This is a genomic window from Streptomyces sp. NWU339 (assembly GCF_003143855.1).
Lineage (GTDB): Bacteria > Actinomycetota > Actinomycetes > Streptomycetales > Streptomycetaceae > Streptomyces.
Map to the genome: position 1 here is coordinate 23232 of NZ_QFRK01000019.1, position 23235 is coordinate 46466.

Here is a 23235-nt window from a genome sequence, read left to right on the forward strand (position 1 = left end):
CGGAGCCAGGGGCGTCACGATCACGAGGGGCGCCACGACAAGGGGTGTCATGAACAGGCTGAACAGGACGGACGACCGTCCCTACGACATCGTGCTCTTCGGGGCCACCGGCTTCGTCGGGACGCTCACCGCCGAGTACCTCGCCGCCCACGCGCCCTCCGGCCTGCGCTGGGCGATCGCGGGTCGCTCCCCCGAGAAGCTGGAGCGCCTGCGGGAACGGCTGGAACGGCCCTCCGGCGATCCGGAGATCGGGGTGCTGCGGGCGGACGTGTCCGATCCGGCCTCGTTGCGCACGCTCGCCGAGCACGCGCGCGTGGTGGCCACGACCGTGGGCCCCTACGTGACCTACGGCGAGGAACTCGTCGCCGCCTGCGCGGACACCGGCACCGACTACCTCGACCTCACCGGTGAACCGGAGTTCGTGGACCTGATGTACGTCCGCCACGACGCACGCGCGCGGGAGACCGGCGCACGCCTGGTGCACGCCTGCGGCTTCGACTCGGTTCCGCACGACCTGGGCGCGTATTTCACCGTGCTGCAACTGCCGGAGGGGGTGCCGCTGACGGTGGACGGTTTCGTGACCGCCGACGCCACCTTCTCGGGCGGGACCTTCGCCTCGGCGCTGGGCCAGTTCGCCCGGCCCCGACAGCTCCGCGCGGCGGCCCGGGACCGGCGGCGGCACGAGCCGCGGCTGATGGGGCGCCGGGTGTCGGCGCCGTCGGGCGGGCCGCGCTACGCCCCCGAGGTCGGCGCCTGGGCGCTGCCCCTGCCGACCATCGACGCGCGGATCGTGCGCCGGTCGGCGAAGGCGCTCGACCGGTACGGGCCCGACTTCCGCTACCGGCACTACGCGGCCGTCCGGCACCTGCCGTTCGCGGTGGGCGGGGTCGCGGCCGTGGCCGCGCTGGTCGCCGCGGCTCAACTGCCGCCCCTGCGGCGCCGCCTGTCCGGCCGGCTGGCGCCCGGTGACGGGCCGGGACCCGAGAAGCGCGCCAGGAGCTGGTTCACCGTCCGCTTCGTGGGCGAGGGCGGCGGACGGCGGGTCTGCACCGAGGTCGCGGGCGGCGACCCCGGCTACGACGAGACGGCGAAGATGCTCGCCGAGGCGGCGCTCTGCCTGGCCTTCGACGACCTCCCGCCGACCTCGGGACAGGTCACCACCGCGGTGTCGATGGGCGGTGCGCTGATCGAGCGGCTGCGGTCCGCGGGCATCCGCTTCCGCGTCGCCGCGACCCGCCCGTCCTGAGCTCGGGTTGAGACTTTTCGACGCTTGCCTCCTGCAGACCGACCATGCCTTTCACCCAAGTCTCAAAGGGAAGTTCAATGAAACAATCGAGGGCATGCGATTTCTTCTCGAAGTGAGCATGGACGACGAGGCATTGGCCGAGGATCCCGTGGGTGAGCTGGGGCGGATTCTGCGGTACTGGGGCGGGAACCTGCGCCACTACCCGATGGAGCCCGGGGACGGAGCGGAGATCTACGACTCGGAGTACCGCGAGGTGGGGCGCTGGCGCATCGAGCAGGACGAGCGGCAGGGAGCCGCCTAGGCGTCGGCGCCCGCCGCCTCCCCCGCACCCCCCGCCTCCCGCAGGGCCCGGCGGCACAGGGCGTCCGCCCTGCGGGTGGTTTCCGGGAGGCGGTACGCGGGGGTCAGCGCGAGGGTGTGGGCGCGGGCGTTGGCGAGGGTCACGCGGTGGCCGACCGAGACGAAGACCGGCTTGACCGCGTCCCGGGTGCGCAGGGCCAGGCCGACCTCCTCGGCCCCGGCGAGCAGCGGAGCCGTGCTGCCGCGCGGGGCCGCCGGGGGCGTGAAAGTGAAGGTGAAGGGGTTCTTGGCGACGCCGATCGTCGGCAGGCCGGTGAGCACCCCGAGGTGGCTGGCGAGGCCGAAGCGGCGGGGGTGGGCAAGTCCGTAGCCGTCGCAGACGACCAGTCCCGGCGGGCACGGCAGGGCGTCGAGGGCGGTCAGGACGGTGGGGATCTCCCGGAAGGCGAGCAGGCCCGGAACGTACGGGAAGGAGATCCGGCCGACGGCCGTGGCCTCGGCCACGACCTCCAGGCTGCCCGCGTCCAGGACCACGGCCGCCGCCGCGACGAGGTCCCGCTCGTCGTCGTACGCCACGTCCACCCCGGTGACACGGCCCGTTCCGGGCGGCGGGCCGGGCTCGTCGAGCACCACCCGCCCGCGCAGTCCGTCCTGGACCGCGCGGGCCTGCTCCTCGGTCGTGGGCCAGTCCGCGGGGATGCGTACGCTCGTCATGGTGGCGACGAGCCTACGGGCCCGGGATCTTTTCGCGGCGGGGCGGGGTCCCGCGCAAGCCGCGCACACCACCCGCCGGGAGACTTTGGCCACTTGGACGCATGAAGGCGGTGACAGAGGTCACTCTGTTCCGGCGGGCACGGATTGGCTGATTCCGTCGTCTCTTTGAGTAGGCCGCCCTATCCGCCCGGAAGCCGTTCAGCCGTCGTTCAGCCGTCACGAGGGAGCAAGGCGTTGTCCACCGTCATCGAGCAGCCCGTCGAGGCCCGGCTCGTCGCCGCCGCGCCGCGGATGCCGAGCATTCCCGCCACTTTGCACTACGACCGGAGCGACCCGTTCGCCGTGCGCATGACCTTCCCCGCCCCCGCCACCCTGGAGGGCGTCGAGGTCTGCTGGACCTTCGCCCGCGAACTGCTCACCGCGGGGCTGCAGGAACCCGAGGGCCACGGCGACGTACGGGTGCGGCCGTACGGCTACGACCGGACGGTGCTGGAGTTCCACGCGCCCGAGGGAACCGCCGTCGTCCATGTCCGCTCGGGCGAGATCCGCAGATTCCTCGAGGCCGCCGGCGAACTCGTGCCGGTCGGCCTGGAGCACCTTCAGCTCGACCTGGACCACGGCCTCGCGGAACTGATCCGCGACGCCTGCTGAGCCACGGCGTGGGGCGAGCCGGGCGCCCGATGGGCGCCCGCGCCCGGAAAAGCGTTTGCGGACCGTCCACCCCGTTGACAACCTGCGATCATGAGTGCCTCAGTCCCCCGCGACCCTCGCGCCCCCGCCCCCGGCGCCACGCCGACGCCCCCGGCGGCGGGCTGGATCACCACCCCGCTCACCGAGGAGCTGCTGCGCGGCGCGCTCGAACTGGAACGGACCGCGCAGGGGGTGCAGCCGCACCGGTTGCCCGCCCGGGCCCGCGCGCAGGGTGCCGACGGTCAGCTGAACATGGCGGAGGCGCAACCGTCCGGCGTCCGGCTGGTGTTCCGCACCCGGGCCACCGCCGTCGAGCTGGACGCGCTCCGCACCAAGATGGCCTACGAGGGCGCCCCGCCCCGTCCGGACGGCCTCTACGACCTGCTGGTCGACGGCGAACCTGCCGGGCAGGCCGAGGTCACCGGCGGGAACGTCATGCTGGTGAACATGGCCACGGGCTCCGCCGACCTGCGGCCGGGCCCCGTCGGCACCGCCCGCTTCACCGGGCTGCCGGACCATGACAAGCGCGTCGAGATCTGGCTCCCGCACAACGAGATGACCCAGCTGGTCGCCCTGCGCACCGACGCCCCCGTGGAGCCGGTGGCCGGTGGGGACCGCAGGGTGTGGCTGCACCACGGCAGCTCGATCAGCCACGGGTCCGACGCCGCGAGCCCGACCACCACCTGGCCGGCGCTGGCCGCCTCCCTCGGCGGGGTGGACCTGGTCAATCTGGGGCTGAGCGGCAGCGCGCTGCTCGACCCGTTCACCGCGCGGGCGATGCGGGACACCCCCGCGGACCTGATCAGCGTCAAGATCGGGATCAATCTGGTCAACGCCGATCTGTTGCGGCTGCGTGCCTTCGTACCGGCGGTACACGGCTTCCTCGACACCATCCGCGACGGCCATCCGGCGACGCCGCTGCTGGTCGTCTCGCCGATCCTGTGTCCCATCCACGAGGACACCCCGGGCCCGAGCGTCCCCGACTTCAGCACCATCGGCGAGGGCCGGCTCCGATTCGCGGCCATGGGGAACCCCGAGGAACGGGCCGCCGGCAAGCTCACCCTCAACGTCGTACGGGAGGAGCTGGCCCGGCTGGTGGAGCAGCGGGCCGCCGACGACCCGAACCTGTACCACCTGGACGGTCGCGAGCTCTACGGCGAGGCTGACCACGCCGAGCTGCCGCTGCCCGACGCGCTGCACCCGGACGCCGCCACGCACCGTCGCATCGGCGAGCGCTTCGCGAAGCTGGCCTTCGGCGACGGCGGGCCGTTCGCCGGCTGAGCCGCCCGGCCGGCCCCTCCGGCCCTCCGCCTGGCCCCCTCTCCCCCTCTCCGCCACTCCGCCACTCCGAAAACGCGTTGACAGCGAATCCGGCCTCTCGTACCTTTCATAGCGCTTCTGTTGCCGTCGATCGGAGAGGGACGTTGCTCGTCTGAGGTCCTGAGACACCGCGTCACACCTGTGTGGTGTGCACGCCGCGTGCGACCTCGGCGTACGAGCCGTCCTTGCGGAGCAGGGCTTTTTTCATGCCCGGACCCTCCCGCCCGGCCTGTCGTCCCGCGGTGTCTCGATACGCGTTTGCACCCGACCACACCACGCAACCGCGCGGAGGCCCGTATGCCCGCATCCATCACCTGTACCTCCCTGTCCTTCACCTGGCCCGACGGCACCCCCGTCTTCGAGGGCCTCGACGCCGCCTTCGGTCCCGGCCGGACCGGACTCATCGGCGTCAACGGGTCGGGAAAATCAACCCTGCTGAAGCTCATCGCCGGTGAACTCCGGTCGGCCGACGGCGCCGTACGCGTCGCCGGCGAGGTGGGGTACCTGCCGCAGAACGTGACGCTCGACACCGCGCTGCGGGTCGACGACGCGCTCGGCATCGCCGCGCAGCGCGCCGCACTGCACGCCATCGAGGCGGGCGACGTGGCCGAGGCGCACTTCGAGACCGTCGGCGACGACTGGGACGTGGAGAAGCGCGCCCTGGCCACCCTCGGGGAACTCGGCCTCGGACACATCGGGTTGGACCGCACCATCGGCGAGGTCTCGGGCGGCGAGTCGGTGCTGCTGCGGCTGGCCGCGCTGCTGCTGGGCCGGCCCGACGTACTGCTGCTCGACGAACCCACCAACAATCTCGACCTGTACGCACGCAGACGGCTGTACACGGCCGTCGAGGACTGGCCGGGCCTCATGGTCGTGGTCAGCCACGACCGCGAACTCCTGGAACTGGTCGGCCAGATCGCCGATCTGCGCTCCGGAGAAGTCACCTGGTACGGCGGCAACTACTCGGCCTACGAGGAGGCACTCACGATCGAACAGGAGGCGGCCGAACGCATGGTGCGGGTCGCCGAGTCGGATCTGCGCAAACAGAAGCGTGAACTGGCGGACGCCCAGGTCAAATTGGCCCGCCGCAAGCGGTACGGGCAGAAGATGTGGGACAGCAAACGCGAACCGAAGATCGTGATGGGCGCCCGCAAGCGCGCGGCACAGGAGTCCGCGGGCAAGCACCGCATCATGCACGAGGAGAAGCTCGCCGGAGCCAAGGAGCGACTCGACGAGGCGGTGGAGGCCGTACGGGACGACGACGAGATCCGTGTCGACCTGCCGCACACCGCCGTACCACCGGGGCGCACCGTCCTCACCCTCAGGGGTCTGGAACTCGCTTACGGCGCCCGGGTGGAGGGCCACTTCGAGCTGCGGGGTCCCGAGCGGGTCGCGCTGATCGGACGCAACGGCGCGGGCAAGACGACGCTGCTGCGCACCATCGCGGGCGAGCTCCCGCCGGTGTCCGGCGAGGCGACGGCACAGGTCCCGCTGCGGTTCCTGCCGCAACGGCTCGATGTCCTCGACGGCGAGCTCAGCGTCGCCGAGAACGTGGCCCGCTTCGCGCCGGGTGCCACCAACAACCGGATCCGGGCGAGGCTCGCCCGCTTCCTGTTCCGGGGCGCCCGTGCCGACCAGAAGGCGCTGACGCTCTCCGGCGGTGAGCGTTTCCGGGCGGCACTGGCCGCGCTGATGCTGGCCGAGCCCGCGCCCCAGCTGCTGATGCTGGACGAGCCGACCAATAACCTCGACATCGCGAGCGTCCGCCGGCTCACCACGGCCCTGGAGTCCTACGAGGGGGCGCTGATCGTGGCCAGCCACGACCTGCCGTTCCTGGAGTCGGTCGGGATCACGCGATGGCTGCTGTTGGAGGAGGGAGAACTGAGGGAGACCGCACCGGACGCCGTCGGCTGACCGGCCCGGCCCTCCACCGGCATGGGTCGGGACGGCACGGACCAGAACCGCACGTCTGGTTACCGGTGGTAGATCTCGTCGCCGCCGGGGGTGGCCCGGACCGGCTTCTCCCTGCATGATGGCTGCGCGGCCATCCGTGGGAGACCGGCCGGCCCACCGGCGCCCTCGGTGACGGCGCCAGACCTGCCCCGTCCGATACGGAGTCACGCTCGTGTCCAGCAAGAAGGCCCTCGTCCGCCGTCCCGGTCCCCGACTGGCCGAAGGGCTGGTGACACACATCGAGCGGGAGGGCGTCGACGTCGACCGCGCGGTGGAGCAGTGGGAGGCGTACACCGAGGTGCTGCGCGGCCACGGCTGGGAGACGGTCGAGGTGGACCCGGCCGACGACTGCCCCGACTCCGTGTTCGTCGAGGACACGGTCGTCATGTACCGGAACGTGGCCCTGATCGCCCGGTCCGGTGCCGAGTCCCGGCACCCGGAGACCACCGGGGTCGAGGAGGCCGTGGCCGCGCTGGGCTGTTCGGTGAACTGGATCTGGGAGCCGGGCACCCTGGACGGCGGGGACGTGCTCAAGATCGGCGACACCGTGTACGTGGGCCGGGGCGGGAGAACCAACGCGGCCGGGATCCAGCAGCTCCGGGCGACGTTCGAACCGCTGGGCGCCCGGGTCGTCGCCGTGCCGGTGAACAAGGTGCTGCACCTGAAGTCGGCGGTGACGGCGCTGCCGGACGGGACGGTCGTCGGCCACATCCCGAACCTGGACGCGCCGTCGCTGTTCCCCCGTTTCCTTCCGGTGCCGGAGGAGTCCGGTGCACACGTGGTGCTGCTCGGCGGGGACCGGCTGCTGATGGCGGCGAGCGCCCCGAAGACCGCGGAGCTGTTCGCGGACCTCGGGTACGCGCCGGTGCCGGTGGACATCGGGGAGTTCGAGAAGCTCGAGGGCTGCGTCACCTGTCTCTCGGTCCGGCTCCGGGACCTGCACGCCTGACGGGTGGTCCCTTCCCGTATGGCTCCTGGCCGACACGCGTACCCCCCCCTGATCTGCGGCCTTTATGGCGCCCTTAACCTACGGTTTCGTAACCTACGGTTTCGTAGCCTACGATCCCGTAGGTCGTCGGCGCCGCCCGCCGACGCCCCCTTGTCTGCCCCCGTCCCCCCTGGAGCACCCCATGTCGATCACTTCTCCCCACCTCGGCAGCCCGGCCGTGTGGACCGACGCCCGGCTGTTGTACGCGCTGGAGGAAGTGGTCGAGAAGGAGCTCAACCGACACCTGAAGGTCACCAAGGACTGGATGCCGCACGAGTACGTGCCGTTCAGCGACGCCCGTAACTTCCCCGGCTTCTTCGAGGACGGCGAGGCATGGGAGAAGGAGCAGTCCAAGGTCACCGAGGTCGGCCGGATCGCCCTGGTGGTGAACCTGCTGACCGAGGACAACCTCCCGAGCTACCACCACGAGATCGCCACGCTGTTCGGCCGGGAGGGCGCCTGGGGCACCTGGGTGCACCGCTGGACCGCGGAGGAGGGCCGGCACGGCATCGTGATGCGGGACTACCTGCTCGCCTCGCGGGCAGTGGACCCGGACAAGCTCGAGCAGTTCCGCATGTCCCACATGAGCGAGGGCTTCGAGTCGGACAACCGCCACTCGATGCTGCACTCGATCGCCTACGTCGCGTTCCAGGAGCTGGCCACCCGTATCTCGCACCGCAACACCGGCCACCAGTCCGGTGACCCGGTCTGCGACCGGATGCTGGCCCGCATCGCGACCGACGAGAACCTTCACATGGTCTTCTACCGCAACCTGCTCAAGGCGGCCTTCGAGCTCGCCCCCGACCTCACGATGCAGGCGGTGCGGGACGTCGTCGTGAACTTCCGGATGCCGGGGCACGGCATTCCCGGCTTCGAGCGGGCGGCGGCGCAGATGGCGATCGGCGAGGTCTACAACCTGCGCATCCACCACGACGACGTGCTCCTGCCGGTGATCCGCCACCTGAAGGTCATGGAGATCGACGGGCTGGGCGCCGAGGGCCGTCAGGCCCAGGAGGAACTGGGGATGTTCCTCGGCGGTCTGGACTCCGAGGCGGCGAAGTTCGACGAGAAGCTCGCCGCCCGCAAGGCCCGGATGGCGGCGCGCGCGGCCGGCTGACCTCGCGCTCTCTCCCTCCCCGCAGACACCGGCGGGCCGCCCGGGCAGACCGGGCGGCCCGCCGTTCCCTCCAGTGCCTCGGCAGGCACTAGTGAGGCGTACGCCGTAACTCCAGCCGTTCCTTCTCCGACAGTCCGCCCCAGACGCCGAAGCGCATGTCGTTGGTCAGGGCGTAGTCGAGGCAGGTGGCGCGGATGGGGCACATACCGCAGATCCGTTTGGCCTCACGTACCGAGCTGCCGGGCTCGGGGAAGAAGAAGTCGCCTCCGGTCTGCGCACACAGGGCCTCTTGTTGCCAGGCGAGTTCGGGCGACGCGATGGTGTCGATGTGCATGGTCGAAAGCGTGCCGACCGTCGAAAAACGTTCGATCAACGCCGGCTCAACGCGCCACGCCGAGGACCGCCGGCCTCCATCGGCCACCGCCGACCACCGCCGACCACCGCACGAACGATGCCCGCGCGGACGCCGGAACGCACGGCGGCGCGCGGGGACGTGTCACGCGGAGGCGCGGCGTACCAGCGTCGTCGGGAGGATCACACCGGCGGGGTCGCCTCCCACGGTGTCGTGCGTGCGGACGGTGCGGTCGAGTCCGCGCAGGAGGATCCGGGCCATCAGCCGACCCATCTCCAGGATGTCCTGGCGGACCGTGGTCAGCGGGGGGTCGGTCTGCTCGGCGAACGGCAGCATGTCGTCGAAGCCGACCACCGCCACGTCGTCCGGCACCCGCCGCCCGTGCTCGCGCAGCACCCGCAGCGCGCCCGCCGCCGTGAGGTCGTTGGCGGCGAAGACCGCGTCCAGGTCGGGGCAGCGCTCCAGGAGTTCCCGCATCGCCCGCTCGCCGCCGGCCACGGTGAAGTCGCCCTCCGCCACGAGCCGCGGATCGCCGTCGACCACGGCGTCCCGGAAGCCGTCCAGCCGGTCCACCGCCGAGGTCTGGTCCAGGGCGCCGGTGATGTGCGCGACCCGGCCGCGGCCGAGGCCGAGCAGGTGCCGTACGGCGTCGCGGGCACCGCCCCGGTTGTCGCTGTCGACGTACACGACGCCGTCCCTGCCGCCGGACCAGCCGGGCCGGCCGCCGAACACCGTCGGGACGCCCGCGCGCTGGATCAGTTCGGGCAGCGGGTCGTCGAGGTGGAGCGAGAACACCAGCGCGCCGTCGACATGGCCGCCGGCCAGGTAGCGGGCGACCCGGGCGTGGTCGGCCCGGCCCTCGGTGAGCAGCAGCACGAGCTGGTTGTCGTGTGCCGTCAGCTCCTTGCTGATGCCGCGCAGTTGGCGGGCGAAGAAGGGGTCGGCGAAGACACGGCTCTCCGGTTCGGCGACGATGACGGCGATGGCGTCGTGGCGGTTGGTCACCAGGCTGCGGGCCGCCCGGTTGGGCACGTAGCCGAGTTCGTCCACCGCCTGCCGGACCCGCTCGGCCAGGGGCTCGGTGACGCCGTCGGCGCCGTTGACCACGCGGGAGACGGTGGCCCGCGAGACCCCGGCCCGCGCGGCCACGGCCTCCAGCGTGGGGCGCGGCACTGTCTCGGTCACGTCGGCGGCTCCTCACCTGCGGCTGCGGATCAGGATAGCCCCGGTCGCGGCAGAGGTGAGAGCGCTCTCGCGGGTGCCGCCCGTCAGCGCTCGTGCGCCTCGCCCTCCCCCACGGCCCCGTGGCCGTGCTCGTGCGGGTCGTAGCCGGGGATCGTGCCGTCCGGCTTCTTCACCAGGAACATCCCGGTCATCCCCATGTCGGAGTGGCTCTGGACGTGGCAGTGGTACATCCAGGCGCCCGCCCCCACCCCCTCCCCCGCGATGATCTGGAAGCCGAAGGAGTCCGCCGGGCCCACGATCTTGTTGTCGATGACCTGGCTCGGGTCGTCGGGGCCGGTGAGCATGCCGGTCCGGTTGTCGGCCCAGCGGTGACCGTGCATGTGGAAGGTGTGGTAGTACTCGCCGTGCGTGATCATGACGATCTCGACGCGGTCGCCGACGGTGGCCTCGAAGTCGGGGCCGGTGTGGGCGGGCCTGTTGTTGATCGTCATGTCGTTGAAGACGATCGTGTGCGTCCGGTCCGGCAGGACGTCTCCCTTGCGCCGTACGATCACCGCTCCGTACAGGCCGTTGCGGATGCCGCCGGTGCCGTGTTCCGTACCGACGACGTGGTCGTGGTAGTGCCAGTAGCCGGCGCTGCCGGAGCGCCAGGTGCCGTCCGCGCGCCGTCCGGGTCTGTGGGTGCGCCAGGTGTAGGTGCGGGTGTCGCCGGGGGCGACGTCGCTGCGGTTCATCCTGGTGCCGTCGCTGGAGATCTCGTAGTCCAGGCCGTGGACGTGCAGGCTCACCGGTATGTCCATGGTGTTCTCGAACTCGATGTGCAGCGTGTCGCCTTCGTTGAGCTCGATCAGGGGGCCGGGGACGGACGCCTTGCCCTTCTCCAGGCCGTAGCCCATCCCTCCGCCGTCCAGTCGCTCGGCGTACAACTTGATGCGCCTCACCTCGCCGCCGGCGGGCGCGGTCTTCGCCGGCGTGGAGGCGCTGACCGCCTCGGGCCCCAGGGACATCGATGTCGCGACGACCGCGCCGCCCAGCAGCACCCGCCGGTTGAAGTCGCGTCTTTGCATGCCGAACTCTCCCTACTGGTAAGGGACTTGATGGTGCGGATCCGTGAGAGACGTGAACACAATGGCCGTGATGTTGCTGTCATGAACCTGGAAAACCGTACCGGCCACCCTCTTGTTTATCCACACTCAGGACAAAGTTCGTTTCATTGCGGCCATAGGTATTGGCGTGTGGCACAAAGAGGTCTAGCTTCCTTGACGCTGTCGCTGCGACCGAAGAGGGGTGGGTGGCCACATGCGGTTCACATCGCATCAAGAACCCATGCGCTTAAAGGGGTTGAGCACAAGAGGCACAAGAGGCACCAGAAGCACGAGAAGGACCGGAGCGGGGCGAAGGACGTGGGCGGCGACCGTCACCGCCGGAGTCGTCGCCGCCGGACTGCTGTCGGGTCCCGCCGCCAGCGCGCGCCCGGACGACGACCCGGCCCTGACAACGATGTCGATCAAGTCGCCTCCGGGTGGCGCGGACGTGCGGGTGCTGCTCTTCCACGGTTCCGCCGCGGCCGGCGACGAGTCGCCGGTGGTGAACGCCGGGATCGAGGCGATCGAGAAGATCGGACTGTCCGGCCCGGCGAACCAGCGCTTCGAGGTCACCGCGACGGACGACGCCTCGGTCTTCACCAACGACAAGAGGCTGGGCCGCTTCAACGCGATCGTGTTCCTCACCGGCGGCGGTGACGTCCTCGACCCGGCCCAGGAGGCGGGCCTGGAGGCCTACATGGAGGCCGGCGGCGGGTTCCTCGGTATTCATGACGCGGCCCGCGCGGAGCCGTACTCGGACTGGTTCACCGGTCTCATCGGCGCCCGTCCGGCCGCGTCCGGCCCGGCGGGCGCCCAGCGAGCGACCGTCGAGGTCGGCGACCGGCGGCATCCGGCGACCAAGAGCCTGCCGCAGGAGTGGAAACGGCCCGACAAGTGGCTGAACTGGACGAAGAACCCGTCCGGCGAGGTGCACACCGTGGCCAGGGTCCGCGAGTCGACCTACCAGCCCGGAACGAGCGCCAACGGAGCAGACCACCCGGTGAGTTGGTGCCGCGACTACGACGGCGGCAGGTCCTTCTACACCGGGATGGGCGGCACGGTGTCGTCGTACGACGAGAGCGACTTCCGTGACCATCTGCGCGGCGCCCTGCTGTGGACCACGCGGCTCGTCCAGGCGGACTGCAAGGCGACGATCAACGGCAACTACGCGGCGGAGCGGCTCACCCGGCCCAACCAGCCGGGCCAGAACGACCAGATCGGCGAGCCGCACGGGCTGGTCACCGCTCCCGACGGCCGAGTCTTCTACATCGGCCGCGGCGGCGCCGACTCCTCCCAGCCGGTGGTCACCGACTGGAACAACCCCGACATCGGCAAGGGCAAGGGCGAGATCCACGTCTACGACCCGAAGACCGGGAAGGTGACCCTGGCCGGCGCACTCACCGTCTTCGGGAACAAGGGCGGCGGCGACGAACTGGTCAAGGTCGAGGAGGGGCTGCTGGGCATCGAGCTGGACCCGGCGTTCGAGCGGAACGGATGGGTGTATCTGCACTACACCCCCCACTCGGAGATCGACCGCGTCAAGCGCATGGCCGACCGCCGGGTCTCCCGCTTCACGTTCGACGAGTCCACCGGCAAGCTGGACCTGCGCAGCGAGAAGGTGCTGCTCGACTGGCCAGTGCAGATCCACAGTTGCTGCCATGCGGGCGGCGGGCTGGCCTGGGACTCCAAGGGCAACCTGTACATCGCCACCGGTGACAACAACTCCAGTGGCTTCAGTGGCGGTTACTCGGGCAACAACCCCGAGCCGAACTTCAAGGGCGTCTCCTTCGCGGACGCGCGCCGCACGGCCGGCAACACCAACAACCTCAACGGCAAGATCCTGCGCATCCACCCGGAGCCGGACGGGACGTACACGCTCCCCGAGGGCAATCTGTTCACCGGCAAGGAGAGTGCCGAGGGCGGCGGCAAGACGCGCGGCGAGATCTATGTGATGGGTGTGCGCAACCCGGCGCGCATCTTCGTCGACCCGGTGACCGACGTGCTCTACGCCGGCTGGGTCGGCCCGGACGCGGGGCAGCCGTCGACGACCTGGGGCCCGGCCAAGTACGACACCTTCGCCGCGATCACCAAGGCGTCCAACCGCGGCTGGCCGTACTGCATGGGCGACAAGCAGCCCTACCGGGACCGCAATCTGCCCGATCCGTCCCAGCCGCTGGGCTGGTACGACTGCGACCGCCCGAAGAACGAGTCGCCGAACAACGACGGCCTGGTCAACCTGCCTCCGGTGACCGGCAACAACATCTGGTACTCGCCGCAGGGCGGCGGCCCGGTCTTTCCCCGGGACGGAAACGGCGTCCCCTCCTACAAGCAGGAGGAGACCACCTACAAGCTGCCCTGGCTCAAGGGCGGCGGGCAGGCCGCGATGAACGGGCCCGTCTACCGCTTCGACGAGGCGAACGGCAGTGACACCAAGTGGCCGGCCTACTGGGACGGCAAGTGGTTCGTCGGCGACTTCTACGACGCCGACCAGCCGCGCAACGCGGTGCTCATGAACCCGAAGACCCAGGGCGACGGCGGACTGCCGGTGCACTCGGAGTCCCTGAAGAAGATCGTGCCGATCGGCAACGACGGCATCAAGAACCTGATGGACTGGAAGTTCGGTCCGGACGGCGCGCTGTACGTCCTCGACTACGGCCGCGGCTTCTTCACCTCGGACGCCAAGTCCGCGCTGTGGCGGGTCACCTACAAGGGCGGCGGCCCGACCCCGGCCGCCGGTCAGCTGGCGAGGGGAACCCAGTGATACGGCAACGCAGAATCTGGGCCGCCCTGTTGGCCGCCCTGCTCATGACGCTCGGGCTGCAGAGCATCTCTGCGGCCGACGACACCGAGGCCTCCGGGGCCAAGGCGGCGGACCAGGTACTCACCTGGACCGCGGGCAACGACATCGACAAGTACCTCTCGGCACCGGCGACCGCGGTGGCCGGACCGGCGACGATCGTCTTCGAGAACAGCGTGGCCACCGGCAACACCACTGGTATGCCACACACGTTGACGTTCGTCACCTCGGACCCCGAGTTCAACAACGACGTCCAGCTCAACATCCTGGCCAACCCCAACGACGCCCAGAAAGGCCGGTACACCGCCGAGGTCACGCTCACCCCGGGCCGCTACTTCTACCACTGCACGATCCCCGGCCACGGCCAGATGCAGGGCATCCTGGTGGTGACCGAGGGCAGCGGTGAGGACACCACGGCGCCCGAGGCGACCGCGGAGGTGACCGGCGCGCAGAACGCCGAGGGCGCCTACGTCGGTTCGGCGAGTGTCGCCGTCACGGCGACCGACGGGGGCTCGGGCGTCGACCGGATCGAGTACGCGATCGGCGCCGACGGCGCCTGGCAGCCGTACACCGCGCCGGTCGTCGTCGACCAGGTCGGTACGCACACGGTGCGCTACCGCGCCCTGGACAAGGCAGGCAACGTCTCGGCGGAGCAGAGCGTCGGGTTCACCGTCGTCGCCCCGCCGACGGACGACACCACCGCACCGGAGACCTCGGCGACGGTGGACGGTGAGAAGAACGCCGACGGCGCGTACATCGACATGGCGACCGTCACCGTCACCGCCTCCGACACGGGCTCCGGTGTCAACACCATCGAGTACGCGATCGGTTCCGGCGCCTGGCGGGCGTACACCGGCCCGGTGATGGTGCATCAGGTCGGTACGCACACCGTGCGCTATCGCGCCACGGACAAGTCGGGTAACGCGGCGGCCGAGAAGAGCGTCGAGTTCACCGTCGTCTCCGCGCCCCCGCAGGACACCACCCCGCCGGTGACCGGCGTGACCGTCGCGGGCTCGAAGAACTCCGACGGGGCGTACGTCGGCAGCGCGAAGGTGACCGTCAGCGCCACCGACGGGCACGGTTCCGGCGTCGCCGGCATCGAGTACTCGCTCGACGGCGGGCCCTACCTGGCGTACACGGCGCCCGTGGTCGTCGACCGGGTGGGCAGGCACACCCTGGCCTACCGGGCGAGCGACAAGGCGGGCAACACCTCCGCCCCGCTCACGGTGAGCTTCACGGTCGTGTCGGGCCAGGTCCCCCCACCGCCCTGCCCGGAGTTCGACGAGCGGCTGACGGTGTTCGTCGGCGAGGTCGACTCGGGTGTGCCCAACCGGGTCACCAACAACCGGTGCCGGATCGGCGAGTTGATCGAGGACGAGAAGGAGTGGACGTCCCACGCGCTGTTCCTGAAGCACGTCAAGGGCGTGCTGGACAAGCTCGAGAAGGAAGGAGTCGTCGACCGGCGGGAGCACCGGGCGATCAACACGGCGGCCGGCCAGTCCGGGATCGGCAAGCCGGGCCAGACCGAGGGCTACCGCACGATCCTCGACGGCAGTGCGGAGTCGTTCGCCAAGTGGCAGCAGGTGGGCGGGGGTTCGTTCGGGCTGAACCCGGACGGGTCGATCACCTCCGGCACCACCAGGGCCGGACTCGGCATGCTGTGGTTCCCCGAGCGCAAGTACGGCGACTTCTCGCTGAAGCTGCAGTGGCGGGACGACGCGCCGGGCACCGGCAACGCCAACTCCGGTGTGTTCGTGCGGTTCCCGCAGGTGCACGACCATCCGGAGGAGACGCGGCCGGAGTGGGTCGCCATCAAGTACGGGCACGAGGTGCAGGTGTTCGACTCCCCCACCGGCGACATGTACAAGACGGGCTCGGTCTACGGCTTCGACCGGGTGGGCCTGGCCGGTGCGGGCGTGACGCAGAAGGGCACCTGGAACGACTACGAGATCCGCGTGGTGGACCAGCACTACTCGGTCTACCGCAACGGTGTGCTGATCAACGAGTTCGACAACACCGGTGGCCAGGACTTCACCCCGCCGCGCTCGGACGACCCGGGTACGGACGGGCGGCGGTTCGCCTCCGGCTACGTCGGGCTCCAGGTCCACGGCACCACCGACGTGGTCTCGTACCGGGACGTCCGGATCAAGGAACTGCCGTGAGACGGCACTGACCAAGGAGCCGAGCCGAGCCGAACCGAGTTGAGCTGATCAACGGTCAGGAAGCCGCGGGCCCGGGCTTCCTGACCCGGCTCGGCCGGCCCCGACTGGGCTCCCCCGGCGTCTTCGGGCTCACGGCTGCATGAGCACCTTGACCGCGCCGTCCTGCTTGCGCTGGAACATGTCGTAGGCCCGGGGCGCGTCCGACAGCGGCACGCGGTGGGTGGCGAAGTCCTCGACGCCGAGGGGGTCGTCGTCTGTGAGGTGGGGGATGATCTCGTCGCTCCAGCGGCGTACGTTCGCCTGCCCCATGCGCATCTGGATCTGCTTGTCGAACAGGGTGAGCATGGGCATCGGGTCGGCCATGCCTCCGTAGACGCCGGTGATCGAGATGGTGCCGCCGCGGCGCACCATCTCGATCGCGGTGTGGAGGGCGGCGAGCCGGTCGACGCTGAAGCGTTCCGCCATGGGACCGCTCAGCTTGCGGGGCAGCAGCGCGGAGGCGTTCTGCACCATGCGGGCCGCCGCGCTGCCGTGCGCCTCGGTGCCGACGGCGTCGATCACGGCGTCGGGCCCACGCCCGTCGGTCTGGTCGCGCAGGGCCGTGACGAGTTCCTTCTCGTCGTCGAAGGAGCGCAGGTCGAAGGTCTCCACGCCCCGGTCACGCGCCCGGTGCAGGCGTTCCGGGACCAGGTCCACGCCGAAGACCCGGCCGGCTCCCTTGAGCTGGGCGATCCTGCAGGCCATGTCGCCGATGGGACCGAGGCCGAGCACGGCGATGCTGCCGCCCTTCGGGACATCGGCGTAGGCGACCGCCTGCCAGGCGGTGGGCAGCACGTCGGAGAGGTAGACGAACCGGTCGTCGGGCGGCCCCTGGGGAACCTTGATGGGACCGTACTGGGCCTGCGGGACCCGCAGGTACTCGGCCTGGCCGCCCGGCACCGCGCCGTAGAGGCGGGTGTAGCCGAACAGGGCCGCGCCCATGCCCTCGGCGCTGACCTGAGTGGTCTCGCACTGGGTGGGCAGGCCGGTGAGACACATCCAGCAGTTGCCGCAGGCGATCTGGAACGGCACCACGACCCGGTCGCCGGCCTGGAGGTCCGGCACGGCGGCGCCGACCTCCTCGACGATGCCCATCGGCTCGTGGCCGAGGATGTCGCCCGGGGTCATGAACGGGGTGAGCACCTCGTACAGATGCAGGTCGGAGCCGCACAGGCCGGTGGAGGTGATCCGGATGACGGCGTCCGTGGGTTCCTCGATCCGGGGATCGGGCACGTTCTCCACCCTGACGTCCCGCTTTCCCTGCCAGGTCACTGCCCTCATCGCCGCCCGCTCCCTTCGTGGTGGCCGGTGTGCCGTTGCCGCTGTGCTTCTTCGTGGCTTCTTCGTGCGGGGTCCCGGGTACCCGAGCGGTCCGTGCCGAACCGCGCGCCCCTGGGCCGATCGGCGGAAGCCACCGCGCGGGACCGTCATTGATCAGGCATAGCCACCGACGATCAGAAAAGCGCAAAATCAAGACAACTGATGATTCAGGGCGGGCAGGGTGGCGACGGTGGGCATGGGACGAGGGACGCGCACACGACGCGCGGCACGGCGCACGGCAACGGCGAGAGCACTGCTGGCGGTGTTCCTGGCGGCCGGTCTGGCGGCCGGCTGCACGGCCTCGGACGGACCGGTCGACGACGGGCGCGGAAAGCGCGGGCCGTCGCCGCTCGAGCCGCGGCCGGACGGGACCGGCAGCCCTCCGGTGCTCGCCGTGAAGCTCGACAACACTCCTGCGGCCCGGCCGCAAACGGGCCTGGACGCGGCGGACGTGGTGTACGTCGAGCAGGTCGAGGGCGGGCTGAGCCGGCTGATGGCGGTCTACTCCACCCGGCTGCCCGAGTCCGTGGGGCCGGTGCGCAGCGCCCGGGAGGCCGATCTGGAGCTGCTGCGCCAGTTCGACCGGCCGATCCTGGCGTTCTCCGGGGCGCAGAGCAGACTGCTGCCGCTGATCGACGAGGCTCCGCTGGAGGCCCTGACCCCGGGGACGCCCGGATCGAAGGCGGGTGTCTACGACCGGGCCACCGACCGGTCCTCCCCGCACAACCTCTACCTGCACCCCCGGCGGCTCCTGGACGACCCGCCCGGCCGATCCGCGCTGACCACCGGCTTCCACCAGGGTCCGCCGCCCCGGGGCGGCACACCCGAGGCCACGCACACGGTGCGCTATCCGGCGGCCCGCTTCGCCTTCACCTGGTCCGACGCCCGCGACCGCTGGTTGGTCTCGATGGACGGCGATCCCGCGGTCACCCCGCGGGGCGAGCGGCTGGCGCCCGCGACCGTCGTCGTGCAGTACGTGACCGTTCGCCCCTCCGACTACCGCGACCGCCTCGGCAACAACACGCCGTACACCGAGACGGTGGGCTCCGGGGAGGCCACCGTGCTGCGCGACGGGCGCGCCCACGAGGTCCGCTGGAGCAGGCCGGACGCCACGGACGGCACCTCGTTCACGACGAACGACGGCGCTCCGGTGAACTTCGCGCGGGGGCAGGTGTGGGTGGTGTACGCGAAGGCCCCCTGATCAGCGCGGGGCCGTCACCCGGCGTCGCGACCACGCCGCCGCCTCACCGCCTCACCGGTTCGACGGGACGGCGGGGTGGCGCAGCCCCTCGGCCGCGTCCGCCACCCGGCGGATCAGCTCGAAGAAGGCGGCCTGCTCGTCGTCGCCCAGCGGGGCCAGGAAGACCTGGTTCATCCGGGCGGTGCGCACCACCAGCTTGCGGTGGGTGCGCAGGCCGTCGTCCGTGAGCCGGAGCAGGAAGCGGCGGCCGTCCTGCGGATCACGGACCTTGTCGAGCAGGTCCCGCCGGAGGAGCCGGCCGATCACCTCGGCGATGGTGGACCGGTCGAGCCCCACCCGCTCCCCCACCGTGCGCTGGTCCAGGCCGGGCTCGGCGACGAGCGCGTTGAGGACCGCGAACTGCGGCGAGGTGATCTCCTCGGAGACCATCGTGTTCCACAGCAGGTGGTGCGCCTGCTGGAGCCGCCGGGCCAGATGCCCGGGATGGCTGGTGAGGTCCACCGCTGCCATGTACGCCCCCTGCCCTATGTCGTTTAGTTGGTGCACTGAACAATACCTGCGCGAGGGCTGACCTGTCTGCGGCTTCTGAAGACATCGCCTCCTGAAGACATCGCCGCTGGACAGAAGAGGGTATTGACGCTTCGGCCCAGCGATGACAGCGTGAAGGACTGCTGCGAAAATAATCAGTGCCCTGATTATCTCGGTACCGACGACACACGGCCGCGGACCGGTGCGCATCCGGTCGGCCGGACTGGAAGGGATGGGGTTTCCTGATGGACAAGGTGTTGGCCTCCGCAGCGGAGGCAGTGGCGGAGGTGGTCGAGGGGAGCACCGCCCCGACCGGAGCCGGACCGACCGTTGTGGAGGGACTGTCGTGACGAACGCACTCACCCAGCACGACATCGACCAGGAGATCGCGGCCGAGCACTCCGCGTACGAGAAGCGGGTGGCGGGCGGCGCCCCGGTCGAGCACCATCCGCGCCGCGACTACGCCCCGTACCGCTCCTCGGTGCTGCGCCACCCCAAGCAGCCGGCGATCGCCGTCGACGTGTCCAAGGACCCGGAGCTGGTGGAGCTGTCCTCCCCCGCCTGGGGTGAGCGGGACATCACCGTGGTCGACAACGACCTCACGCGCCACCACGACGGCGAGCCCGTCGGTGAGCGCATCACCGTCTCCGGGCGGCTGCTGGACCGCGACGGGCGTCCCGTGCGCGGCCAGCTGGTGGAGATCTGGCAGGCCAACTCGGCCGGGCGGTACGCCCATCAGCGGGAACAGCACGACGCCCCGCTGGATCCCAACTTCACCGGCGCCGGTCGCACCCTGACCGACGCCGACGGCTTCTACCGCTTCACGACCATCCAGCCGGGTCCGTACCCGTGGCGCAACCACGTCAACGCGTGGCGCCCGGCGCACATCCACTTCTCCGTCTTCGGGTCGGCGTTCACCCAGCGGCTGGTGACGCAGATGTACTTCCCCAACGACCCGCTCTTCCCCTACGACCCGATCCTGCAGTCGGTGACCGACGACGCGGCCCGCCGGCGGCTGGTGGCGACCTACGACCACAGCCTGTCGGTGCCGGAGTTCTCCCTCGGCTACCACTGGGACATCGTGCTCGAGGGACCGCGGGCCACCTGGATGGAAGAAGGGCGCTGACCACCATGACGAAGATCGACACGAACAGTCCGGAGAACGTGCTGCCCACCCCCTCGCACACCGTCGGCCCGTTCTACGGCTACGCGCTGCCCTTCCGCGGCGGCGAGGACATCGCACCGCTCGGCCACCCGGAGACCGTCACCGTGCACGGGTACGTGTACGACGGCGAGGGCAACCCGCTGCCGGACGCACTGCTGGAGGTGTGGGGCGCCGATCCGGAGGGCAATCTGCCGACGGCCGACGGCTCGATGCGGCGGGACCCGGCGAGCGGCGACTTCCTGGGCCGCAACGGGGTGGAGTTCACCGGCTTCGGCCGGATCCAGACCGATGCCGACGGCCACTGGTACGTGCGTACGCTGCGGCCGGGGGCGCGGGGACAGCACGCGCCGTACCTCAGTGTGTGCGTGTTCGCGCGGGGCCTGCTGATGCATCTGTTCACCCGGATCCACCTGCCCGGCGACGAGGCCGTGCTCGCGGCGGACCCGCTGTTGTCCCGGCTCGACGCGGACCGCCGCGACACGCTGATCGCGGTGGACGAGGGCCACGGGACGTACCGTTTCGACATCCGCCTTCAGGGCGAGGGCGAGACGGTCTTCCTGGAGTTCCAGTGACATCACCCGACACCGGTACCGGTCTGCTCGCCCCCGGGTGGGCCGGTTCCCCGGCCGCCGCCGAGACCGGGGACGACGCCGTGCTGCGGGCGCTGCTGGACGCCGAGGCCGCGCTGGCCCGGGCGCAGGCGGCCGCGGGGCTCGTCCCCGTCGAGGCCGCGGCGGCGGTCACGGAGGTGGCCGCCGACCCCGGGCGCTTCGACCCCGCGTCCCTCGCCGAGCGTGCGCGGGGCGGCGGGAACCCGGTGATCCCACTGGTCGCGGACCTGACCCGGGCGGTCGGCGAGGAGCACGGTCCCTCCGTGCACCGGGGCGCGACCAGCCAGGACATCATGGACACGGCGATGATGCTGGTCGCCCACCGCGTGCTGGGCCCGCTCCTCGACGACCTCGACCGCTGCCAGCGGGCGTTGGCCGTCCTCGCCGCCGAGCACCGCGACACGGTACTGCCGGGGCGGACGCTGACCCAGCACGCGGTGCCGACGACGTTCGGGCTGAAGGCCGCCGGGTGGCGGTCGCTGGTGCTCGACGCCCGCGACCGTGCGACGGCCGTACGCGCCTCGCTGCCGGCCCAACTCGGCGGTGCCGCCGGGACCCTGGCGGCCTTCACGGCGTACGGGGCGACGGACGCGACCGCGCTCCCCGCGCTCTACGCCCGGGAGCTCGGACTGTGTCCGCCCGCTCTCCCCTGGCACACGCTGCGCACTCCGGTCGCCGATCTCGCCGGCGCCCTCGCCTTCACCGCCGGGGCGCTGGGCAAGCTCGCGACGGACGTGCTCACCTCCTCCCGCACCGAGATCGCGGAGGTCTCCGAGGGCAGCGGTGGCGGCTCCTCGGCCATGCCGCACAAGGCCAACCCGGTGCGTTCGACGCTGATCGCGGCGGCGGCCCGGCGCGCACCGCAGCTCGCGGCCACGCTGTACGGCTCACTGGTGGCCGAGGACGAGCGGCCGGCCGGTGCCTGGCACGCCGAGTGGGAACCGCTGCGGGACCTGCTCCGCCTGACCGGTGGAGCGGCCCGGGACGCCGCCGAACTCTCCGAGGGGCTGCGGGTGCACGCGGACGTGATGCGTGGACACCTCGGCCTCACCCACGGGTTGATCGTCTCCGAGCGGCTGTCCGCGGAGCTGGCGCCCGTACTCGGTCGCGGCCGGGCGAAGGAACTGCTCACCCGCCTGGCGCGGCGCGCCTACACCGAGGGCCGCGACCTCGGTGAACTCCTCGCCGAACAGATCGAGTCGGCCGAACTGCCGGAACTGAAGGACATCGACCTCGCCGCCGCGACCGACCCCACCCGTTACACCGGCTCTGCCGGACCTCTCACCGACCGTGCACTGGAGCGCTCGTGACCGACACCGTCCTCAACCACCTTGTCGAGGGGCCCAGTTCCGCTCCCCCGCTGCTGCTCGGTCCCTCGTTGGGCACGTCGTACGCCCTGTGGGACAAGGTGGCGCCCGAGCTGTCGATCACGCACCGGGTGGTCCGCTGGGACCTGCCGGGGCACGGCGGTTCGGCGGCCGGACTGATCGGTCCCGGCGCGACCGTCGGTGAGCTGGCGGATCTGGTGATCGGGCTCGCCGACACGCTCGGCATCGAGCGGTTCGCCTATGCGGGCGTGTCGCTGGGCGGAGCGGTGGGGCTGGAACTGGCCGTGCGTCACCCGGAGCGGGTGCCGTCGCTGGCCGTGATCTGTTCCTCGGCGCACTTCAACGGCTCGAAGGCGTGGGAGGAACGGGCGGCGCTGGTACGGAGCGAGGGGCTTTCGGGACTCGCGGAGAATGCGAACGCCCGCTGGTTCACGCCCGGTTTCACGGTGCCGGAGCTGGTCCGCGACCACCGGGACGCCGATCCCGGGGCGTATGCCGCCTGCTGTGACGCGCTGGCCGCGTTCGATCTGCGGGAGCACCTCGCACAGATCCGGGTGCCGACCCTGCTGGTGGCCGGCCGGGAGGATCCGGCGACGCCCCCGGCGCATCTGCGCGAGATCGCCGACGCGGTGCCGGGTGCGGGGCTCGTGGAGATCCCGGGCGCCTCTCATCTGGCGCCGGCGGAGCGCCCCGAGGCGGTGCTGACGGCGCTGCGGGCCCACTTCGGCGGGGACGCGCTCAGCGGGATGCGGGTACGGCGCGAGGTTCTCGGGGACGCGCACGTGGACCGGGCCCAGGCCCGGCAGACGGCGTTCACCGCGCAATTCCAGGACTTCATCTCGCGCTACGCCTGGGGCGAGATCTGGACCGACCCGACGCTCACCCGCCGCGAACGCAGCATGATCACGCTCACCGCGCTGGTCGCGCACGGCCACTACGACGAGCTGGCCATGCACGTCCGCGCGGCACTGCGCAACGGGCTCACCCCCGAGGAGATCGGAGCAGTGCTGATGCAGACGGCGGTGTACTGCGGCGTGCCGGCGGCCAACTCGGCCTTCGCGACGGCCCAGCGGGTACTGGCGGAGGAGGCCGACGGCACGTCGTGACGGGCCCGGGGTCCGGGGGCCGTGAAGG

20 protein-coding genes are annotated in these 23235 nt (G+C 71.2%); 14 read left to right on the top strand and 6 right to left on the bottom strand.

Translation table 11 applies throughout. The features are described from left to right. Positions 1-49 precede the first annotated feature (49 nt). Positions 50-1246, top strand: coding sequence for a trans-acting enoyl reductase family protein (locus DIZ27_RS22305; RefSeq protein WP_109380213.1), 1197 nt, complete (start codon positions 50-52; stop codon positions 1244-1246). 94 nt (positions 1247-1340) lie between these two features. Beyond that, on the top strand, positions 1341-1547 hold the full coding sequence (locus DIZ27_RS22310; RefSeq protein ID WP_109380214.1) for a hypothetical protein: 207 nt from the start codon (positions 1341-1343) through the stop codon (positions 1545-1547). Here DIZ27_RS22310 and DIZ27_RS22315 read toward each other — a convergent pair. Beyond that, the gene (locus DIZ27_RS22315; protein ID WP_109380215.1) at positions 1544-2260 is read right to left on the bottom strand and encodes an endonuclease V; all 717 of its coding nucleotides are present in this window, start codon (positions 2258-2260) and stop codon (positions 1544-1546) included. The two genes, DIZ27_RS22310 and DIZ27_RS22315, sit on opposite strands and share 4 nt — an antisense overlap. 234 nt (positions 2261-2494) lie before the next feature. On the opposite strand from DIZ27_RS22315, the gene DIZ27_RS22320 reads away from it, so the two are divergent. The 5 genes from DIZ27_RS22320 to DIZ27_RS22340 all read left to right on the top strand — a co-directional run bounded on the left by DIZ27_RS22320 (position 2495) and on the right by DIZ27_RS22340 (position 8328). Continuing rightward, the gene (locus DIZ27_RS22320) at positions 2495-2911 is read left to right on the top strand and encodes an SsgA family sporulation/cell division regulator (protein ID WP_109380216.1); all 417 of its coding nucleotides are present in this window, start codon (positions 2495-2497) and stop codon (positions 2909-2911) included. A 90-nt stretch (positions 2912-3001) separates the two neighbouring features. After that, positions 3002-4231, top strand: a complete 1230-nt coding sequence (locus tag DIZ27_RS22325) for a GDSL-type esterase/lipase family protein (protein ID WP_109380217.1) — start codon at positions 3002-3004, stop codon at positions 4229-4231. A 336-nt stretch (positions 4232-4567) separates the two neighbouring features. After that, positions 4568-6184, top strand: coding sequence for an ABC-F family ATP-binding cassette domain-containing protein (locus DIZ27_RS22330; protein ID WP_109380218.1), 1617 nt, complete (start codon positions 4568-4570; stop codon positions 6182-6184). A 211-nt stretch (positions 6185-6395) separates the two neighbouring features. After that, a complete protein-coding gene (gene ddaH, locus DIZ27_RS22335) occupies positions 6396-7172 on the top strand; it encodes a dimethylargininase (protein WP_109380219.1) in 777 nt (258 codons plus the stop codon). 181 nt (positions 7173-7353) lie between these two features. Continuing rightward, positions 7354-8328, top strand: coding sequence for an acyl-ACP desaturase (locus DIZ27_RS22340; RefSeq protein ID WP_109380220.1), 975 nt, complete (start codon positions 7354-7356; stop codon positions 8326-8328). Positions 8329-8416: 88 nt separating this feature from the next. On the opposite strand, the gene DIZ27_RS22345 is transcribed toward DIZ27_RS22340, so the two are convergent. From DIZ27_RS22345 to DIZ27_RS22355, 3 genes are all read right to left on the bottom strand, one after another. Next, positions 8417-8662, bottom strand: coding sequence for a WhiB family transcriptional regulator (locus DIZ27_RS22345; RefSeq protein WP_109380281.1), 246 nt, complete (start codon positions 8660-8662; stop codon positions 8417-8419). A 162-nt stretch (positions 8663-8824) separates the two neighbouring features. Continuing rightward, positions 8825-9865, bottom strand: coding sequence for a LacI family DNA-binding transcriptional regulator (locus DIZ27_RS22350; protein WP_109380221.1), 1041 nt, complete (start codon positions 9863-9865; stop codon positions 8825-8827). Positions 9866-9948: 83 nt separating this feature from the next. Beyond that, positions 9949-10932 carry a multicopper oxidase domain-containing protein gene (locus DIZ27_RS22355; RefSeq protein WP_109380222.1) on the bottom strand — a complete coding sequence of 328 codons (984 nt, stop codon included), beginning with the start codon at positions 10930-10932 and terminating at the stop codon, positions 9949-9951. Between the two features lie 259 nt (positions 10933-11191). Here DIZ27_RS22355 and DIZ27_RS22360 point away from each other — a divergent pair, with 259 nt between their 5' ends. Next, positions 11192-13711: a ThuA domain-containing protein gene (locus DIZ27_RS22360; protein WP_375231994.1), complete on the top strand. Its 2520-nt coding sequence runs from the start codon at positions 11192-11194 to the stop codon at positions 13709-13711. A gap of 14 nt (positions 13712-13725) precedes the next feature. After that, the gene (locus DIZ27_RS22365) at positions 13726-15909 is read left to right on the top strand and encodes an OmpL47-type beta-barrel domain-containing protein (RefSeq protein WP_109380282.1); all 2184 of its coding nucleotides are present in this window, start codon (positions 13726-13728) and stop codon (positions 15907-15909) included. Between the two features lie 129 nt (positions 15910-16038). Here the strand turns inward: DIZ27_RS22365 and DIZ27_RS22370 are convergent, their stop codons facing one another. After that, positions 16039-17229 carry a zinc-dependent alcohol dehydrogenase gene (locus DIZ27_RS22370; RefSeq protein WP_109380224.1) on the bottom strand — a complete coding sequence of 397 codons (1191 nt, stop codon included), beginning with the start codon at positions 17227-17229 and terminating at the stop codon, positions 16039-16041. 235 nt (positions 17230-17464) lie between these two features. Between DIZ27_RS22370 and DIZ27_RS22375 the strand changes: the two genes are divergently transcribed. Next, a complete protein-coding gene (locus DIZ27_RS22375) occupies positions 17465-18469 on the top strand; it encodes a DUF3048 domain-containing protein (protein ID WP_109380225.1) in 1005 nt (334 codons plus the stop codon). A 51-nt stretch (positions 18470-18520) separates the two neighbouring features. Here the strand turns inward: DIZ27_RS22375 and DIZ27_RS22380 are convergent, their stop codons facing one another. Continuing rightward, positions 18521-18979 (bottom strand): MarR family winged helix-turn-helix transcriptional regulator, encoded by a 459-nt coding sequence (locus DIZ27_RS22380; protein ID WP_109380226.1) that lies wholly within the window; start codon positions 18977-18979, stop codon positions 18521-18523. A gap of 364 nt (positions 18980-19343) precedes the next feature. Between DIZ27_RS22380 and pcaH the strand changes: the two genes are divergently transcribed. Genes pcaH through pcaD form a run of 4 tightly spaced genes read left to right on the top strand, consistent with a single transcriptional unit; the run spans position 19344 to position 23207 of the window. Further along, entirely contained in the window at positions 19344-20123 is a 780-nt protein-coding gene (gene pcaH / locus DIZ27_RS22385) for a protocatechuate 3,4-dioxygenase subunit beta (RefSeq protein ID WP_109380227.1), read from the top strand. A 5-nt stretch (positions 20124-20128) separates the two neighbouring features. Continuing rightward, positions 20129-20734, top strand: coding sequence for a protocatechuate 3,4-dioxygenase subunit alpha (pcaG, locus tag DIZ27_RS22390; RefSeq protein WP_109380228.1), 606 nt, complete (start codon positions 20129-20131; stop codon positions 20732-20734). After that, a complete protein-coding gene (gene pcaB / locus DIZ27_RS22395) occupies positions 20731-22083 on the top strand; it encodes a 3-carboxy-cis,cis-muconate cycloisomerase (protein WP_109380229.1) in 1353 nt (450 codons plus the stop codon). The genes pcaG and pcaB overlap by 4 nt, the downstream gene beginning before the upstream one ends. After that, the gene (pcaD, locus tag DIZ27_RS22400; protein ID WP_109380230.1) at positions 22080-23207 is read left to right on the top strand and encodes a 3-oxoadipate enol-lactonase; all 1128 of its coding nucleotides are present in this window, start codon (positions 22080-22082) and stop codon (positions 23205-23207) included. The genes pcaB and pcaD overlap by 4 nt, the downstream gene beginning before the upstream one ends. Positions 23208-23235 lie beyond the last annotated feature (28 nt).

Coding starts and splice junctions, on each gene's coding strand:
- DIZ27_RS22325 (WP_109380217.1), top strand. CDS start 3,002: ATGAGTGCCTCAGTCCCCCGCGACCCTCGCGCCCCCGCCCCCGGCGCC.
- DIZ27_RS22330 (WP_109380218.1), top strand. CDS start 4,568: ATGCCCGCATCCATCACCTGTACCTCCCTGTCCTTCACCTGGCCCGAC.
- DIZ27_RS22360 (WP_375231994.1), top strand. CDS start 11,192: ATGCGCTTAAAGGGGTTGAGCACAAGAGGCACAAGAGGCACCAGAAGC.
- pcaG (WP_109380228.1), top strand. CDS start 20,129: ATGACGAAGATCGACACGAACAGTCCGGAGAACGTGCTGCCCACCCCC.
- DIZ27_RS22355 (WP_109380222.1), bottom strand. CDS start 10,932: ATGCAAAGACGCGACTTCAACCGGCGGGTGCTGCTGGGCGGCGCGGTC.
- DIZ27_RS22315 (WP_109380215.1), bottom strand. CDS start 2,260: ATGACGAGCGTACGCATCCCCGCGGACTGGCCCACGACCGAGGAGCAG.
- DIZ27_RS22345 (WP_109380281.1), bottom strand. CDS start 8,662: ATGCACATCGACACCATCGCGTCGCCCGAACTCGCCTGGCAACAAGAG.
- DIZ27_RS22340 (WP_109380220.1), top strand. CDS start 7,354: ATGTCGATCACTTCTCCCCACCTCGGCAGCCCGGCCGTGTGGACCGAC.
- DIZ27_RS22305 (WP_109380213.1), top strand. CDS start 50: ATGAACAGGCTGAACAGGACGGACGACCGTCCCTACGACATCGTGCTC.
- DIZ27_RS22380 (WP_109380226.1), bottom strand. CDS start 18,979: ATGGCAGCGGTGGACCTCACCAGCCATCCCGGGCATCTGGCCCGGCGG.
- DIZ27_RS22370 (WP_109380224.1), bottom strand. CDS start 17,229: ATGAGGGCAGTGACCTGGCAGGGAAAGCGGGACGTCAGGGTGGAGAAC.
- DIZ27_RS22310 (WP_109380214.1), top strand. CDS start 1,341: ATGCGATTTCTTCTCGAAGTGAGCATGGACGACGAGGCATTGGCCGAG.
- DIZ27_RS22375 (WP_109380225.1), top strand. CDS start 17,465: ATGGGACGAGGGACGCGCACACGACGCGCGGCACGGCGCACGGCAACG.